Annotated in this window: 15 protein-coding genes; 4 read left to right on the top strand and 11 right to left on the bottom strand. The window is 37.8% G+C overall.

Translation table 11 applies throughout. The features are described from left to right. Positions 1-330 precede the first annotated feature (330 nt). The 7 genes from ACOH2D_RS09875 to ACOH2D_RS09845 all read right to left on the bottom strand — a co-directional run bounded on the left by ACOH2D_RS09875 (position 331) and on the right by ACOH2D_RS09845 (position 7,685). The gene (locus ACOH2D_RS09875; RefSeq protein ID WP_449535122.1) at positions 331-663 is read right to left on the bottom strand and encodes a hypothetical protein; all 333 of its coding nucleotides are present in this window, start codon (positions 661-663) and stop codon (positions 331-333) included. A gap of 90 nt (positions 664-753) precedes the next feature. Further along, entirely contained in the window at positions 754-1,302 is a 549-nt protein-coding gene (locus ACOH2D_RS09870) for a LacI family DNA-binding transcriptional regulator (protein WP_449535121.1), read from the bottom strand. Between the two features lie 16 nt (positions 1,303-1,318). After that, complete coding sequence (nagB, locus tag ACOH2D_RS09865; RefSeq protein ID WP_449535120.1) at positions 1,319-3,247, bottom strand: glucosamine-6-phosphate deaminase; 1,929 nt, start codon at positions 3,245-3,247, stop codon at positions 1,319-1,321. A gap of 11 nt (positions 3,248-3,258) precedes the next feature. Further along, positions 3,259-4,254 (bottom strand): Gfo/Idh/MocA family protein, encoded by a 996-nt coding sequence (locus tag ACOH2D_RS09860; protein WP_449535119.1) that lies wholly within the window; start codon positions 4,252-4,254, stop codon positions 3,259-3,261. A 46-nt stretch (positions 4,255-4,300) separates the two neighbouring features. Then, positions 4,301-5,611, bottom strand: a complete 1,311-nt coding sequence (locus ACOH2D_RS09855; RefSeq protein ID WP_449535118.1) for a sugar MFS transporter — start codon at positions 5,609-5,611, stop codon at positions 4,301-4,303. A gap of 96 nt (positions 5,612-5,707) precedes the next feature. Further along, positions 5,708-6,772 (bottom strand): phosphotransferase enzyme family protein, encoded by a 1,065-nt coding sequence (locus tag ACOH2D_RS09850; protein WP_449535117.1) that lies wholly within the window; start codon positions 6,770-6,772, stop codon positions 5,708-5,710. Between the two features lies 1 nt (position 6,773). Continuing rightward, complete coding sequence (locus ACOH2D_RS09845) at positions 6,774-7,685, bottom strand: nucleotidyltransferase family protein (RefSeq protein WP_449535116.1); 912 nt, start codon at positions 7,683-7,685, stop codon at positions 6,774-6,776. Positions 7,686-7,878: 193 nt separating this feature from the next. Between ACOH2D_RS09845 and ACOH2D_RS09840 the strand changes: the two genes are divergently transcribed. Next, entirely contained in the window at positions 7,879-8,919 is a 1,041-nt protein-coding gene (locus ACOH2D_RS09840; RefSeq protein WP_449535115.1) for a substrate-binding domain-containing protein, read from the top strand. On the opposite strand, the gene ACOH2D_RS09835 is transcribed toward ACOH2D_RS09840, so the two are convergent. After that, positions 8,916-9,560: a carbohydrate-binding family 9-like protein gene (locus ACOH2D_RS09835; protein WP_348038940.1), complete on the bottom strand. Its 645-nt coding sequence runs from the start codon at positions 9,558-9,560 to the stop codon at positions 8,916-8,918. The genes ACOH2D_RS09840 and ACOH2D_RS09835 overlap by 4 nt on opposite strands. A gap of 358 nt (positions 9,561-9,918) precedes the next feature. Here ACOH2D_RS09835 and ACOH2D_RS09830 point away from each other — a divergent pair, with 358 nt between their 5' ends. Continuing rightward, entirely contained in the window at positions 9,919-10,521 is a 603-nt protein-coding gene (locus ACOH2D_RS09830; protein ID WP_348038938.1) for a DUF2179 domain-containing protein, read from the top strand. Positions 10,522-10,561: 40 nt separating this feature from the next. Here ACOH2D_RS09830 and ACOH2D_RS09825 read toward each other — a convergent pair whose 3' ends face one another. Continuing rightward, positions 10,562-12,127 carry a sulfatase family protein gene (locus ACOH2D_RS09825; RefSeq protein WP_449535114.1) on the bottom strand — a complete coding sequence of 522 codons (1,566 nt, stop codon included), beginning with the start codon at positions 12,125-12,127 and terminating at the stop codon, positions 10,562-10,564. Between the two features lie 231 nt (positions 12,128-12,358). Beyond that, on the bottom strand, positions 12,359-12,526 hold the full coding sequence (locus ACOH2D_RS09820) for a hypothetical protein (protein ID WP_449535113.1): 168 nt from the start codon (positions 12,524-12,526) through the stop codon (positions 12,359-12,361). 664 nt (positions 12,527-13,190) lie between these two features. Here ACOH2D_RS09820 and ACOH2D_RS09815 point away from each other — a divergent pair. Then, positions 13,191-14,027, top strand: a complete 837-nt coding sequence (locus ACOH2D_RS09815; protein WP_348038925.1) for an ATP cone domain-containing protein — start codon at positions 13,191-13,193, stop codon at positions 14,025-14,027. A gap of 4 nt (positions 14,028-14,031) precedes the next feature. Further along, positions 14,032-15,405, top strand: coding sequence for an MBL fold metallo-hydrolase RNA specificity domain-containing protein (locus ACOH2D_RS09810; RefSeq protein ID WP_449535112.1), 1,374 nt, complete (start codon positions 14,032-14,034; stop codon positions 15,403-15,405). A 504-nt stretch (positions 15,406-15,909) separates the two neighbouring features. Here ACOH2D_RS09810 and ACOH2D_RS09805 read toward each other — a convergent pair. Further along, positions 15,910-16,356 carry a protein-disulfide reductase DsbD domain-containing protein gene (locus tag ACOH2D_RS09805; protein ID WP_348038921.1) on the bottom strand — a complete coding sequence of 149 codons (447 nt, stop codon included), beginning with the start codon at positions 16,354-16,356 and terminating at the stop codon, positions 15,910-15,912. Between the last annotated feature and the right edge of the window lie 10 nt (positions 16,357-16,366).

Here is a 16,366-nt window from a genome sequence, read left to right as displayed (position 1 = left end):
ATAATTAGCAAGACCAAAACCCCAAATGGATGTTGTTGTATTACTTCGGTCTAATATATGGAGTTTCATTACAATAAAAATAGCCTTTTTGAAGTAAGATATATGCGATGTGCAAATAAAGTATTAGAATGTTGTGACTGCAATCCAAATAGCTATCGGGAGAAACAGTCTCACGAATATAATACAAGACACAAAAAACACGTATTGCTTCGTCGATCCGCCATTTGTTCATGAGATTGCTTCGTCGTGCCTCCTCGCAATGACCTAAAACTATAAAAAAACCCCGGAATCAAAAACGATTTCCGGGGTTCTTTGTACTATTAATACTTATCAACTCAATACTGACATCTGACTGAGCCGATTATAATTTTCGATATGATCGAGGAATTCCGAAAGTGTCTTTTTTATTTTAGAACCCACTTTTCGGCACTTACTTTCAACCGTTATTTTAGATACAAGTGTAGCATCAAATTCTTCTTCTCTTTTCACTTGCACTTGTCCGTTAGGGAAATAAATGGTAAAATCGGAACCTTGCTCTTGTTGAAAAAAATAAAACTCCACGCCTAACCAGTTGATAAATTGATCATACTTTTCAGAACATGAAAAGGATTTTTCAAAATACCACCGATGATTTTGTTCTAATAAATTTGTGTCTTGCTTCATTTTTAATTCCGATTTATGCCTCTATAAATTATCAAAAATTACGATGTATAACATATTGACCATCTAAATAGGCTGTTGTTTTCATTACATTTAATCCATTCCGTTGTCTCGGTTTTCCATTTTAAAAAACAAGGCGTTGATCATTTTCTTTCCGAAACTCTTATAATCATTCGCTGTTAAACTCAGATCTTCTATTTTTTTAACGATCGTTGGAAAAATATGGGCTTCGGCGCTTTTTTTAAGCTCCTCCAAACCGTTGGATGATCCTAAAACGATAACGCCATCAATGCCACCGCTCCTTAAACTTTTTAAGCAGCCATATTTGTCATTTTCGTAATTCTGATATTGTTGAACCACCACGCGATATCCATTTTCAAAAGCAATATGCTGAATACTGTTGAGCATACTCCCATAAATCATAGAGTCAATTTTTGGTACGATGACCGCGATTGTATGACTTTTTTGTGACCTGAGCGCTATGGCAGAATTGTTAGGCACGAAGTCATGACTCTGTGCTAAATCCTGTATAATCTTTCTGGTTTTTATACTGATATCTTTCTTGTCGCGTAAAGCCTTCGAAACCGTTGACACGGAATAGCCGCTCATTTGCGACAAGGTTTTCATGGTTACTTCCATCATAATTCCTTTCTTAAAGTTAAAAATGCCATCTCACAAAAGCCTCCATCGCGGCATAATGTGCCAAGCCTAATTGATCATAAAGTAATGCGGTTTCCCTGTTTCTGTCCTCCGCACGTTGCCAAAACTCTCTGGCATCTGATCCTTGAAACACAACCCCGTCTTTTTGTGATTGGTGTTTAAAAATTCCGTGGCGTTTTTCCAATACTTGGTCTGGACTCATCGGTACCGCCATTTCAATTTCGTCGATGCCCCATTCTTGCCATGCACCTCTGTACAGCCATACCCAGCAATCATCCATAAATGGTTTTGACTTTAATCTTCTGACCGCTTCAAATACGGCATCCAAGCACACTTTATGGGTTCCGTGTGGATCGGCTAAATCTCCAGCGGCATAAATTTGATGTGGTTTGATGCTTTCAATCAAATCAATCGTTAATTGAATATCTGCCTCCCCTAAAGGATGTTTATCAATGGTTCCCGTTTCATAAAACGGCAATTCCATAAAGTGGATTTGGTTATCTGGCAAACCAACAAAATGACTCGTTGCTCTCGCCTCCCCTTTTCTAATCAATCCTTTAATATAGCGTGCTTCTGGAATATCAATCTCACTTGATTTTTTATTTTGAAGAGACTTAACAACTTTATTATAAATCTTTTGAGTAGCATCGCTTTCAATCGCAAATTTCTCGTTATAATCCACCACAAAACTTGCAAAGCGCAAGGCCTCTTCATCTGCTACGGCAATATTCCCTGAAGTTTGATACGCCACATGCACCTCATGACCTTGTTCGTGAAGTCTTTTGAAAGTACCTCCCATACTAATGATATCATCATCAGGATGTGGACTGAAAATCAAGACACGTTTTTTAGCTGGTTCAGCACGTTCTGGACGATTACTGTCTTCAGCATTTGGTTTTCCACCTGGCCAACCGGTAATGGTATGTTGAACTTTGTTGAAAATTTTAATGTTGATATCGTAGGCTGGACCAATATCCGTCAATAAATCACTCATTCCATTCTCAATATAATCAGCATCCGTAAGCATTAAAATTGGCTTTTTAAGATCTAATGCCAATCCTAAAACTGCCTTTCTGATGAGACGGTCCGTCCAGTTTACTTTTTCAACCAACCATGGGGTATTGATACGGCTTAGTTTTGAAGCTGCCTCTTTATCAAGTACGTAAGTAGCATTATTATGCTCCTGCAAGAAAGACGCTGGCACTTGGTTGGTAACCTGCCCTTCTACTGAAGTTCTAACAATCGCCGCTTTACTTTCGCCCCACGCCAAAAGAATGACGCGCTTGGCTTCCATAATCTTTTTAACACCGATAGTAATCGCTGTTCTTGGTGTATTGGACAAGCCTGCAAAATCCTTACTGGCCGCAACTCTTGTAATATGATCCAAGGCTACTAAACGCGTTTTGGAGTTTTGTAACGATCCTGATTCGTTAAAACCGATATGACCATTGCCACCAATCCCGAGTATTTGAAGATCGATACCTCCAAAAGCTTCAATTTTTTTCTCAAAGGCATTACAGTAATCTGCAATCTCTTCTTTGGACAAGGTCCCGTCTGGAATGTAGCAGTTTTCTGAAAGAATGTCGATGTGATCAAACAACATCTTCTTCATAAAACGCACGTAACTATTAACGGAATCTGGCTCCATTGGATAATATTCATCCAAGTTAAAAGTCACAACATTTTTAAAACTCAATCCTTCTTCCTTGTGCAAACGCACTAATTCGGCATATAATCCTTTTGGTGACGATCCTGTTGCCAATCCTAAAACACAGGGTTGTTTTTGTGCTTGTTTTACTCTTATAAGATCAGCTATTTCTTTAGCAACAGCTTTTGATGCTGCTTGAGAATCTTCAAACATGACCGTATTAATGTTTTCAAACCTTTTTTCGAAACCAGTTGCTTTATCGAGGGTACTCTTTAACATTTCTTATTTATTTAATTATTTATGACTTTAATTTTATTTTCTAATATGCGATCCATGACCCAAGCTGTTCGGGCTGCTGTATCTCCTGTTGAAGGATGTGGGATTCCTCCTAACAAGTCTGTTTTTATATTCTGAACGTGGTGCCATTGTACGTGTTCGGGGTTTGTGATGCTTAGACTTTTGGTTTCATCATCACGTTCTAAAACGATGGGCGCTTCTCCAAAGACAGAAAAGCTAATATTTCCTTCATTGCCATAGATTTTAACCGTGTCCTCACGTTTTTCGGCGCCAAAATCCCAAGTTCCAAATCCGGTAATTTCCGAATTATGTCTCCAATGGCCTGTGACGTAATCATTGGCGGTGTAAAGTCCAAGCTTATTTTCCGCCAAACCTTTTGCTTCTGTAATATTTCCCAATAGAAAGGCGAACAAATCCAATCCGTGGGAGGCCAAATCATCAAAATAACCACCAGGAGCAATCGTAGCATCAGTACGCCAATTATATACTTTTGACTTATCGATGTCATTGGCAGGTTTGCTAAAATGCCAATGAATATGTTTAATTTTTCCTATTTTATTTTGGTCGATCCATTCCTTAACCTGCAAAAATCTTGGCAATGACCTTCTGTAATAAGCCACAAACAAAGGCAGATTTCGATCTTCAAAGGCCGCGTTGATTCTTAAACAAGCTTCATAAGTTGGCGCCATAGGTTTTTCAATGCAGCATACTTTGCCCGCTTCAGCCACTTTCAAGGCATAATATTCATGAGAATCTGGAGGTGTGGCAATATAGATGGCGTCAATTTCTGGATGATTGATCAACAAGTCGGCATCCGTAAAAAAATGAGGGACATTATGGCGTTTGGCATAATCTTCTGCCTTGGTCGCATCTCTGCGCATGACGGCATAAAGCTCGAACCTTTCCGTTTTCTGATAGGCTGGCGCGCTCTTTAGCTCGGTCACACTACCACAGCCAATCATTCCCCATTTATATACTTTAGTCCCCATAATTTTTGAAACAGAAAGTCTATTATAACTCCTGAATTATATTCATTTATTTCGTCCAACTTTTGATTTTATGACCCCAAAGCGCGAAAAACAAAATCATAAAGTAGCATGGAATCAAAATCCAATAACTACTTGTTGACGCTGTTGCTAAAGTTTCAACGTCCTGAATCCCGTTAGCCATCATCTCATGTTTTCCAGCATCAACCAAACGTCCGTATAATGGCGGAATGATCGCACCACCTGAGATGGCCATAATCAATAATGCCGAAGCCGTTTTAGTGTGTTTTCCTAAACCATCCAAGGTTAACGGCCAAATGGCTGGCCACACCAATGCGTTTGCAATTCCTAAGGCTGCAACAAACAATACCGATGTAAATCCTGTGGTTAATAAAATAAGAATACTGAATATAATTCCTAAAATGGCACTAATGATTAAAGCTGTTTTTTGCTTCAGATATTTCGGAATTAAAATGGCACCCACAGCATACATCGCAACCATGGCCATTAGCGTATAAGTTGTAAAGAATTTAGCATCGGCTGCAGGAATACCTAAAGAAATCCCATAAGCAATAATCGTATCGCCAGCAATCACCTCAGCACCAACATACACAAACAAGGCTAAAACGCCCAGCCATAAATGTGGATACTGAAATATGGTTTTATGAGTGTTTTCACCAACAAGGCCTTCATCCTCCACTGTAGGTTCTACATGTGGCAATGCTGCTTTTCTAATCAATAATGCAAAGACAAATAACACCACCGCCATAACGATATAAGGCGTGTGGACACTATCGGCCATCGTATTTAAAAGTGTATTTTTTTCTGCGTCAGAAACAGTTCCTAATTTTTCATTGACTTCATCAATACCAGATAATAATAAGGCACCAAAAATTAAAGACCCCAATGCACCAGCAACTTTATTTGCAATGCCCATCATTGCCATACGTTTGGCACCACTTTCAATAGGGCCTAAAATGGTAATGTAAGGGTTAGCAGCTGTTTGACAGATGGTCATTCCAATGCCTTGGATAAAAATCGCCACTAAAAACAGCGAGTAAGTACGTCCGTCGGCCGCCGGAATAAACACTAAAGCACCAACAGCCATAATAGCTAAACCTAATGAAATTCCGTTTTTATACCCAATTTTATTAATAATATAAGATGCCGGCAATGCCATGACTACGAAAGAAATATAAGAAGCCGTGGCCACTAAATACGATTGCGCTTCCGTAAGCTCATTAATGGTTTTCATGAAGGGGATTAATGCCCCATTAATCCAGGTTACAAAACCGAAAATCGCGAAGAGTCCTCCGATAATGGCAATTGGGACAAAATTATTTTTAGATGTAGTACTCATAAGGATATCATTTCGTTTTATAACCTATTAATTATTGTATTTTGATTTGGTAAGCGTATCTGTAATATTTAATGATTGTATTTTCAATGTGCATTATTAAACACCCAATTTTTCACTCAGACTCTGCAAGAGTTTAAATTGGTTTTTGGCACGATTTAAATTATGATCGTCATATTTTGTTTTGAAATAAATATCTCCGTTGAGATAATCGGTTAAAAAGCGTAGTCCAATAATAAAAATCATGGTCTTAGCTCCTAACGGCAGATATTTTAGTTCTATTGGCGTTAGGGAATCACCCATGTTTTTTAAAAACCCTTTGGTGAACGCGTTGTAATAATCAAGGTTAAACTCTACAAGATCCAGATTGGTTTCATCTTCAGCAGCAGTGTTACAGCTGGTTCTGATGGCATCCCCAAAATCATAATGTACAATTCCTGGCATTACGGTATCTAAATCTATAAGACAAAGCCCCTTTTCTTTCTTATTAAAAAGCACATTCGATATTTTGGTATCGTTGTGCGTAACCCTCATTTTAATTTCGCCAGACTCCTTTAAATTCTGAAGAATGTGCATTTCCTCTCTAGAGTTGTGCACAAGATTTATATAAGGTTTGGCTTTTTCCACTCGCGCTTTGTCAGCTTTTGCTAAGGCTTCCTCAAATTGTCGATATCTAAAAGGCATATCGTGAAAATTAGGAATGACCTCGGTCAAGGTCGCGGCGTCAAAATCGTTAGTAAGGGTTAAAAACTGGCCTAAAAGTCGACCACCTTGGTAAGCCACGTCTTCATTGGGAACGGTCATGTGCGTGACACTTTTGTCAATAAACCCCATGAGGTTCCAGTAATTGCCTTCATCGCCCCTAAAATAGGAGGCTCCAGTGTTCGTTTTGAAGAATTTTAAAATCCGTCGTTTTTGTTTTTTAGGAGACAGATGTTGTAACTTTTCTTTAATATGCTGACTGATGGCCACTTTGTTCTCAATAAGCCCTGGCACATCTGGAAAAACACCGTGATTGATGCGTTGCAACACATAATACGGCTTCGTTTTTGTTTTAATTAAATAGGTGTCGTTGATATGCCCTGATGCCAACTCCTCAAAGCCGTCAAATTCAGATGTATGATCAAATTGTCCAAAAATAAATTTTAATCGTTCTGTCTGCATCTTACCATAGATTAACTGGATACACACCTTCTTCCTTCAACTTCTCAATGGCGGCTTGCACAATTGCTTTGTCTTCTAAATAGGTCACTCCAAACCATTGTGCGTTAGATTTCAAAACTTCAACGCTTGCCTTTTCCGATCTTAAAATCTCATTGACAACGTAAGGAATAAAAAACTCGGCTTTTGGGTTGTGCTTATTGACTTCTAAAAAAGCATCAAATAATTCGCCTCCAAATTCAAAACATTTAGGCGTAAACCCCCAAAAATTCATGGAAACGATGGTGTCGCCATCAATCGGAATAAACTTACCATGATCATCCAAACGCATTAACTGGCCATCTCTTTTTTCAATGTGCGTGCGCTCTGTGACATCGACCAAAAAACCATTTTTATTCACTTCGCACTCTCCTCTTGCCACATGGCCATGATCTGAAACTGTGTTTTTAAGAAGGTACGCCATCATATTGAAATCATAGGAATTCTTATCTTTTTCCGATAAGGATTTTGCCATAACCGTAAACGCTTCCCTGCCGTAAAAATCATCGGCATTGATAATGGCGAAATTTTCCTTTACCGCATCTTTGGCCATTAATAATGCATGACCAGTACCCCAAGGTTTTGTTCTGTTAGGATCTATATATTTTTCTGGAACACTGTCGAATTCCTGAAACACATACTCCACTTCAGCTTTTCCGTCTAATTTTTTATCGATGAGTTCTCTGAATTCCTTTTCAAAAGCCTTTCTGATGATGAACACAAATTTTCCAAATCCCGCTTGAAGCGCGTCATAAATTGAAAAATCCATAATCGTGTCGCCTTGCGGAGTAAAAGCATCAATTTGTTTCAAACCTCCATACCTGCTCCCCATTCCTGCTGCCAAGATGACCAATGTCGGTTTATTCGTTTCTACCATTTTTTGTTTTTATTTTTCAATTAAATTCAAACTATTGAAAATCATCTTAAAAATTTAATACTTTGCACTGATTCACTAGTTTGAATTCATACAAATCCGACCTTCAATTTTGAAATAACCATCGAATTTTCTAAATTGTGCTCGAACACAGTTATGCGAATATAAACATCTCTTGTGTTTTATACAAGTGTCTATGACGAAAAAATATACGATAAAAGATATCGCCCAATTAGCAGGAGTTTCAAAGGGAACTATTGATAGGGTCATCCATAATAGAGGTAACGTTGCCAAAGATGTTGAGGATAAAGTAAGGCTGCTTTTGGCCGATATTAATTACCAACCCAACCTTATTGCCAGAAACTTAAAAAACAACAAGATTTTTAAGATAGGCGCCTTATTACCTGACCCAGAAAAAGATCCTTATTGGGATGTATGCATGGATGGCGTCAACACCGCCTTATCAGAGTTTAATGCGTTTGATGTGCAAATTAATACCTTTTTGTTTGACCCGACGGATACCGCTGATTTTCTAAAGAATAACGAGGAAATGCTAAAGACCTCTCCGGATGTTATTTTGATGGTGCCATTATTTTACAAAGAGGCAAAACGTGTCATGGAACACTACCGTTCCTTGGACATTCAAGTCTGTTCCTTTAACAATCAAATCACAACCTCTACGGCAACTTTCATAGGACAGGATTTGTATCAAAGCGGCAGAGTGGCGGCAAAATTATTGCATAGCATCAATGCAGACGGCGATTTGGCCATTGTCCATATTGATGAACAATATAAAAATGCGGTTCACATGCAAGAAAAAGAGAAAGGCTTTATAAGTTATTTTGAAGATGTAGGAAATTATGAGGGCGAGATTTTAAAATGTAAGCTCAAATATGGCGAAACGGAAGACAAATTAAGCATCTTTTTATCCAAAAACCCCAATTTAAAAGGGGTTTTCGTAACCAATTCCAAAGCTTTTCATGTGGCTAGAGTATTGCAAAACGAAACTAAAAGCCACATTAAACTGGTGGGTTATGATCTTCTTACAGAAAATATAAGTCATCTAAAAAATGGGGTTATCGATTTTTTAATTCATCAAAACCCGAGACAACAAGCTTATTTGGGCATGAAGTTTTTAATCGAGCATTTAGTCTTTGAAAAACAAATTCCAGAGCAGTTTCTACTTCCTATCGATATTATCAATTCAGAAAATGTGACGCCTTTTTTAAGGATCTAGTATTTATCAAGTTTCAACTTCCCGAAGGATGAGGCGATATGAAAATTGGGCGTTTCGGTTTGAGGATCTATCCAAGTAATCCAGGTGGGCTGAAACTGTCCGTTGGATTGCTGGTGGTATTTGGCACGATAAATCCCGGCTTCAATCATTCCGTCCTTTTGAAGGAGCTCAAATTTCTTTAAGGAGGCTATACTAATGGTCACTTCAACCGTAAAACAGTTCGCCGTTATTTCAGATTTTATCGAAATATCATCTTTTGGCCAATCCCAGGTATAATCAAATTGTCGGTTAACACGTGCTATAAAATCCTGAACCCTGCCCAACGGATCGATTTCAAGACAGTAATAAGGATCGAGACGCTTGTCAGATCTTAAAAACAGCTCTACCCGATCAGAATTGTTGACGCTTTTTTTTGAATCATCTGTAGTATCAATATGAAGGGCGGCGTCATTGACTCGGTACGACACATATAAATTTTCGTCGTCATGAAGGGCTCTAAATTCTATATCCTCAACGTCTTCAACATGCCATGGCGAAATGAAATCTTTTAAAACCACAGCTTTATCCCATAATGGATGATCCACTTTTCCATTGACAACCAAATGGTTGCTGTCAACCTTATTTACTTTGTATGTTTTCATAATTTTTAGAGTCGGAATAATCGCTAGAACAATAATCTTCAATCAAGAATCACGCAGTGCTAAGATATCTTTTTTAATGAAGATTTTTAGAGATCCAAAATATGATTATTTTTTAACAGACCTGACAAAAAACTCAAAGAAACGACTTCATCCTGAATTTACATACATTGATTTCACTTTAAATGAGAGGGTTTGTTATCAAGGCAAAGACTTATTTTTCATCAATTTATTGCACTTATAATGGAACTAAATAATAAGAGGCGCCTAATTAATTTAATAAAGATATAATTACCTTTGCACCCATTTATCAACTAATCGTTAAGAGGTTAGAAATCAATATTTTTTAGAATTTCGCAGTATGGAACAATTTTTTTATGATAATTTCGGCGTAAGTGAAAACACTTTAAACTACGTGATAATTCCCTTATTGATATTTATGGCGCGCATCTGCGACGTGTCAATCTCTACCATCCGAATCATTTTTGTGATGAGCGGAAAACGAAATATCGCTCCTTTTTTAGGATTCTTTGAAGCGCTCATTTGGTTATTGGCCATCGGGCAGATAATTAGCAATATTGACAACACCTTATCCTATGTTGCCTATGCCAGTGGCTTTGCCGTTGGAACTTTTGTTGGCATGTACATCGAGGAAAAACTTGCTATTGGGCGTGTGGTTTTAAGATTGATCACAAAAGAGCCCGTTCATGAATTGCTGAATTTTTTGAGTGATAATGATTATCGTTATTCTATTTTGGATGCCGAAGGGAAAACAGGAAAAGTGAGTGTGGTTTTTCTTGTACTGAAAAGAGAAAACTTAAACCATCTCACTGATGCCATTAATAGATATCATCCAAGCGCCTTTTACACCATTGAAGGCGTGAAAATGGTAAACGAAGGCAATATTTCCGATAATATGCCACGACGCATTGGCTTTTGGGGCTTGCAATTAAAACGCAGGTAAGAAGAACGAAAAAAAAAAATTTTAAAACCCATTATTTAGGCTAAAGGTTCACTTTTAAATGCGCCAGCTTTTCTTTAAAGTCTTTTACGCGTTCAGGAAATTTTGAGGCCAAATTTTCGGTTTCATTCGGATCATTTTTTAAATGGTACAATTGCGGCTCTTTTTGAAATCCAGTTTCAATTTTCGTTCCCCAAGGCACTAATTTTGGTCCATCAAAAGGTTCGATATATTTCCATTCACCTTCAAGGTAGGACAATGGACCTCTGATACTTTCCTGAACTATAGAACTTCTTCCGACTGTATCATCACCTAAAAAAACATTTAATCTGTTTTGGCTATCGATCACATCGGCGTTAACACTTTCAACTCCTGTCAACTGCGCGAAAGAACGTAAAAAATCAACCTGACTTACCAAAGCTTTAGAAACCATTCCTTTATTTTTTCCATCTGGCCATCTGATTATTAATGGAATTTTACTGCCGCCTTCAAAAGCACTGTATTTTCCACCCCGCAAACCCCCTGTCGGCTGATGATCTCCTAACAACTCCTGGGCGCGATCTTGGTATCCGTCATCTAGCACGGGGCCATTATCACTAGAAAAAATGATTACGGTATTATCGTATAAGTTCTGCTCTTTAAGTGTTTTCACGATTTCATTGACGGTCCAATCTAACTGTAAAATCACGTCGCCTCTTGGTCCCATCCCACTTTTATTTTGAAACATGGTATTGGCAATTCTTGGAACGTGAATGTCGTGGGTAGAAAGAAATAAGAAAAAAGGTTGATTCTTACTAGATGCAATGAACCTTTTAGATTTATCCAACAATTCCAAAGGTATCGTTTCGTCATTCCACAGCGCCGCTTTTCCACCGGTCATATACCCAATTCTACTTACCCCATTGACAATGGTATTGTTGTGACCATGTGAAGGTTTCAGCGTTAACAACTCTGGATTTTCTTTACCGGTCGGCCAATCTCCTATTTTCTCTTGGTAGCTTACACTTATGGGATCATTAGGATCCAAATTAACAATATGATGGTTTTCGACAAAAACACACGGCACTCTATCGCCTGTTGCCGGAATTAGGTAAGAATAGTCAAACCCGATTTCCAAAGGTCCTGGGCTGATTTTCCCATTCCAATCGGGACCACTCCCATCGCCCAAGCCCAAATGCCATTTCCCAACCACACCTGTTTTATAACCTGCTGTTTGCAAAATCTTAGGTAAAGTGGTTCTAGCCGTATCAATTAAAAGTGACTCATCTCCATCTGCAACACCAGTTCCTTTTTTACGCCACGCATAATCGCCTGTCATTAAAGAATATCGTGATGGCGTACAGGTTGCGGCTGTGGCATAGGCATTCTTAAACAAAATTCCTTCGTTGGCCAAGGCATCAATCGCAGGTGTTGCTACAGCGGTTGCACCATAAGCACCGATATCGCCATAACCTAAATCATCAGTATAGATAAAAACAATATTGGGTTTTTGAATTTCCTTATGAAGAGTCTTTTTATTTGTTACAATTTCTGAAGTATTGACTTTACAACTGACTATAAGTACTGCGAATAAAAAACAAATTAGAAATGACGCGTTTTTAAAAATCATAGTTGGGTAATTAATAAGTTTGTCAAACCATGCGCTCTCCGTTTTATGATATTCAGAGGAAAAATCATTCGTTTAAACAATTGTGCGCATTGCATATTTGGAGCACAAGATATTAACTTTTTACCATGAGGACAATAGTTCTATTCGTTTTTAAGCTGGGCCACTTTCTTTGTCAGTGTGGAAAAACTTATTGACTTTATCGAGAAGATATAGCAGAGAACTTGAATTTATCTAAGGCTTGTCAAGCGCAGCATTGGCAGCATTGTATCCAATGACAACAATCTCGTCAATATTTTTTCCGTCGAAAGTTCCAAATTTATTTAATTCAGGCGGGCAAATCATGATATCGCATTCTAATAATTTGTGCTGATTCTCCACCACGCAAGGATTTCGTCCCATTTATAGCCATTAGCATAAAGCCAACCGACAATCGCACCGGCACTCGATCCTACAATATGTTGGAGAGATATGGTATTCCTCAAGCGCTTTAATAACACCAATATGAGCAGCACCTCTGATAATGAACAAGCTTGATCAATTTTTAAATGAATAATCTTAGATGAATATTTAAATTTTTCACAAAACCAAAGGGATTCGTATTGGATTTTATTAATACCGAAAGCAGTTCCACCAAGGGCAGTTCAATGGAATACGATCCTTTGTATGACGGACACATCACACAGTCATCAAAATAAAAATCTACCGTTTGATCATTGATCACAAAATTGTTTTTCACATCAAAAAAATCAGTATCTGAGATTTCCCAACTCTCATAAATACAGCTCTGAATTTTTTATTTTTTGTGTTATTTTTTCATTTATTAGCGCCAACAACTCATCTTCAGACCTACTTTGAGCACCTGCTATGAGGCTAAAAAATTTCGATGTTTAGGAAATTATGATTTTCAATGAAAGCCTATCACAAGAAATTCTTCTGATTCTACAGACACACTTTTTCATCTATTCACCTCGTTGCGTGATATTTATCAAGCGTTTTATCACTTTAATTTTTTAACTTTAACAGATCAATCAACTTATTCCTCATTCACAATTTCGATAAAGCTATGGACACTAATCTTGACATCATTAAATCATCTGGAGAAAAAGTAAAGTTTTCAATGGATAAACTCCGCGCCTCTTTGGGGAAATCGGGAGCAGACCGCCAAACCCTAAATGATATTATTGATAAAGTGAAGGTCGAATTATACGATGGCATTTCAACCAAGGAAATCTATAATAGAGCATTTGCCTTATTAAAAAAGAAAGAGGGTTATTTGGCATCAAAGTATAAGCTTAAAAAAGCAATCTATGAGTTGGGGCCAACAGGCTATCCGTTTGAACGTTTTATAAGTGCAATTTTAAAATATTCGGGTTATAATACGCAAGTCAGCGAAATTATGCAGGGTCATTGTGTTAAGCACGAAATTGATGTTGTTGCGGTAAAAAATGGAAAGACCACGCTTATCGAATGCAAATTTCATAGTGAACAAGGCAGAAATTGCAATGTTAAAGTACCTTTATACATCGCGTCACGCTTTAAAGATATCAAAATCCATTGGGATTCAAAATCACATGACACCAAATTAGATGTCGGCTGGGTGGTGACCAACACCTGTTTTACCGAAGATGCCTTACAATACGGAAATTGCATCGGCCTGTACCTTTTAAGTTGGGATTACCCCAAAAATGATGGGTTGCGAAATCGCATTGACCGACTCGGATTATATCCCATAACGGTGTCCACCTTATTGACCAATCGCGAAAAACAGTTCCTATTAAGCAGAAATGTGGTGCTCTGTAAAGACTTGATCGGCGATGTTTTTTTCTTGGACCATCTCGGGATTTCAGAATCCCGTAAAGCAAAAATTCAGAATGAGATAAAAATGCTATGTAAAATCTAAAATTATGGACAAGCATGTAAAAGTAAGTTTCCTGGGGGCCTCCAATGTTGTGACGGGGTCTAAGTTTCTGATTGAAACCTCCGAAAAAAATATAATGATCGATTGTGGTATGTTCCAAGGTTTAAAGGAACTGCGCGAACTCAATTGGGAGGATCTTCCAGTTGATGTCAGCGGCATTGATGTCGTTCTGCTCACGCATGGACATCTCGATCACGTAGGCTACTTACCACGCTTGGTCAAGCAAGGTTTTAATGGGAAAATTATTGGAACCGAACCTACTTTGGCGATTGCTGAAATTATTTTGAATGACAGTGCTAAAATCCACGAGGAAGAAGCCAAAAAAGCCAATGACGAAAAATTCACCAAGCACAATCCAGCGCTGCCTTTTTATACCGTTGCAGAAGCAGAAAAAACCATACGTATGTTTGAAGTGGAAATGCCAGGCAAATGGATCACTTTATCCGAGCATATCTCCTATCGTTTTCAATACAACGGACATATTCTTGGGGCCACCTTTATAGAATTGGACATTAATTCCAAACGCTTTGTGTTTTCGGGAGATATTGGCCGAACTGATGATTATTTACTGGAAGATCCAAAACGCCCAGAATGGGCCGACTTCCTTTTTATTGAAAGTACCTATGGCAATAAACTCCATCCAGAAGAGGATGTGGATCAGATTCTTGCTGATATTATTGTGGAAACCCTTCACAAAAACGGCAATTTGGTTATCCCTAGTTTTGCGGTAGAGCGACTTCAAACCTTGATGTTTATTCTATGGAAATTATATCAGAAAAATAAAATTCCCAACATTCCCATTTTTGTGGATAGTCCAATGGGAAATAATGTTTTGGAAGTTTTCAGACGCTTTCCAAAATGGCATAAACTTTCGGAATCTGATTATAATGCCATGTGCAATCATGTCACTATTATTGAATCTTATAAGGACACCTGGAAAACAATTGATGACAAACGCTCTAAAATAATCATAGCAGGAAGCGGCATGGTTACTGGCGGACGCGTTTTGACTTATTTAGATCATCTTATTGAAGATGCTTCCACTACAGTTTTGTTAGTCGGTTATCAGGCAGAAGGCACTCGCGGACGACAACTTTTTGACGGCGCTTATGAAATTAAATTTTCCGGAAAATATCATCCCGTAAAAGCTACGATTAAACATTTGGACAGTCTGTCGGCCCATGCGGACCAAAATGAATTGCTGCATTGGATGAGTGACATCAAAAACATCCCAGAAAAAGTATATCTCATTCATGGCGAACCCGCTGCTTTAGATGCGTTTAGAGTCAAAATAAAAGACACTTACCATTGGAATGTTTGTATTCCAAAAATCTCTGATGTGGAAGATATCAACATTTAAAATCGTTATTGTCAGGAAAAGAATTAAGACACTTCGACAAGCTCAGTAACCGCCACTGCGTTGATAGCACATAGAACATGGATTTATGCCGTAAAGCATTGGGATCAAAATTTAAGACCCCCTCCTAATCCCTGAGAAAGTTTTGGCGATTTTGAAAACAGATTGAAAGTCTGTTGCATTCGTGAAATTTATAGTAAACATTACGCGACTATTCAGGGAATGAACTAATCCGTGAAAATTAGTGAAATTCGTGTCAAAATTTTTAAAAGCTAAAAGCGAAATGTATAAAACACATAGTTTAAGTTAATTTGAACCCAAATAAAATCAGATTTTTAGCCATAAAAAAGAAAGTGTCTCAATACTTCCTGAACCCTTGTGAGATTTGCATATTTGAAGATCACTCTTTTATAGGAGTCCGAGTACAAAATATAAAAAAAGCCGTTCCAATTAGTATTGAGACGGCTTCTTCAATTTCTCTAAATTATATAGGAAACTATTTTTGGTCTATTTGACATCAAAAACCAAATCCACCTCTTTTGGAGGTAAACACTGAGTATCATTACAAACCATAAATTCAACCACTGCATTTACTTTAAAAGCCTTATTGTTTTTGACTTTAATACGTTGTTTAAAATCGGCCGTTTTAGCAAAATATTTGATGCGCATATTAAAAACTTTGTCATCTATTTCATGACCAGTGCCTTCCTTGGTATTTCCTTTTTTAAGGTAATTAGCGTTGCCTTCAAAAACAAAACTTGTAGGCACAGGACCATCTTTAGGAACCGTTTGCGAATAGAGGTGCCATTGGCCCTGAATTGTTGCCGTAGCGACCAACTCATACTCTGTATCGGAAATTTTAGTAACCGATGTTTTCCATTTCACTGGATCATGGATCTGCGAAAAGGCTTGGACACTAAATAAAACTAGAAATAGACACACAACATTTTTCATAATACTGAAT

This window comes from Gelidibacter sp., assembly GCF_053579655.1.
This window is presented reverse-complemented; position numbering and strand designations above follow the sequence as displayed.

Bases quoted from the DNA above. Each gene is read 5' to 3' on its own strand.
- ACOH2D_RS09840 (WP_449535115.1), top strand. From the start codon at position 7,879: ATGACGAAAAAATATACGATAAAAGATATCGCCCAATTAGCAGGAGTT.
- ACOH2D_RS09830 (WP_348038938.1), top strand. From the start codon at position 9,919: ATGGAACAATTTTTTTATGATAATTTCGGCGTAAGTGAAAACACTTTA.
- ACOH2D_RS09850 (WP_449535117.1), bottom strand. From the start codon at position 6,772: ATGCAGACAGAACGATTAAAATTTATTTTTGGACAATTTGATCATACA.
- ACOH2D_RS09835 (WP_348038940.1), bottom strand. From the start codon at position 9,560: ATGAAAACATACAAAGTAAATAAGGTTGACAGCAACCATTTGGTTGTC.
- ACOH2D_RS09820 (WP_449535113.1), bottom strand. From the start codon at position 12,526: ATGGGACGAAATCCTTGCGTGGTGGAGAATCAGCACAAATTATTAGAA.
- nagB (WP_449535120.1), bottom strand. From the start codon at position 3,247: ATGTTAAAGAGTACCCTCGATAAAGCAACTGGTTTCGAAAAAAGGTTT.
- ACOH2D_RS09870 (WP_449535121.1), bottom strand. From the start codon at position 1,302: ATGATGGAAGTAACCATGAAAACCTTGTCGCAAATGAGCGGCTATTCC.
- ACOH2D_RS09805 (WP_348038921.1), bottom strand. From the start codon at position 16,356: ATGAAAAATGTTGTGTGTCTATTTCTAGTTTTATTTAGTGTCCAAGCC.
- ACOH2D_RS09845 (WP_449535116.1), bottom strand. From the start codon at position 7,685: ATGGTAGAAACGAATAAACCGACATTGGTCATCTTGGCAGCAGGAATG.
- ACOH2D_RS09860 (WP_449535119.1), bottom strand. From the start codon at position 4,254: ATGGGGACTAAAGTATATAAATGGGGAATGATTGGCTGTGGTAGTGTG.
- ACOH2D_RS09825 (WP_449535114.1), bottom strand. From the start codon at position 12,127: ATGATTTTTAAAAACGCGTCATTTCTAATTTGTTTTTTATTCGCAGTA.
- ACOH2D_RS09855 (WP_449535118.1), bottom strand. From the start codon at position 5,611: ATGAGTACTACATCTAAAAATAATTTTGTCCCAATTGCCATTATCGGA.
- ACOH2D_RS09815 (WP_348038925.1), top strand. From the start codon at position 13,191: ATGGACACTAATCTTGACATCATTAAATCATCTGGAGAAAAAGTAAAG.
- ACOH2D_RS09810 (WP_449535112.1), top strand. From the start codon at position 14,032: ATGGACAAGCATGTAAAAGTAAGTTTCCTGGGGGCCTCCAATGTTGTG.
- ACOH2D_RS09875 (WP_449535122.1), bottom strand. From the start codon at position 663: ATGAAGCAAGACACAAATTTATTAGAACAAAATCATCGGTGGTATTTT.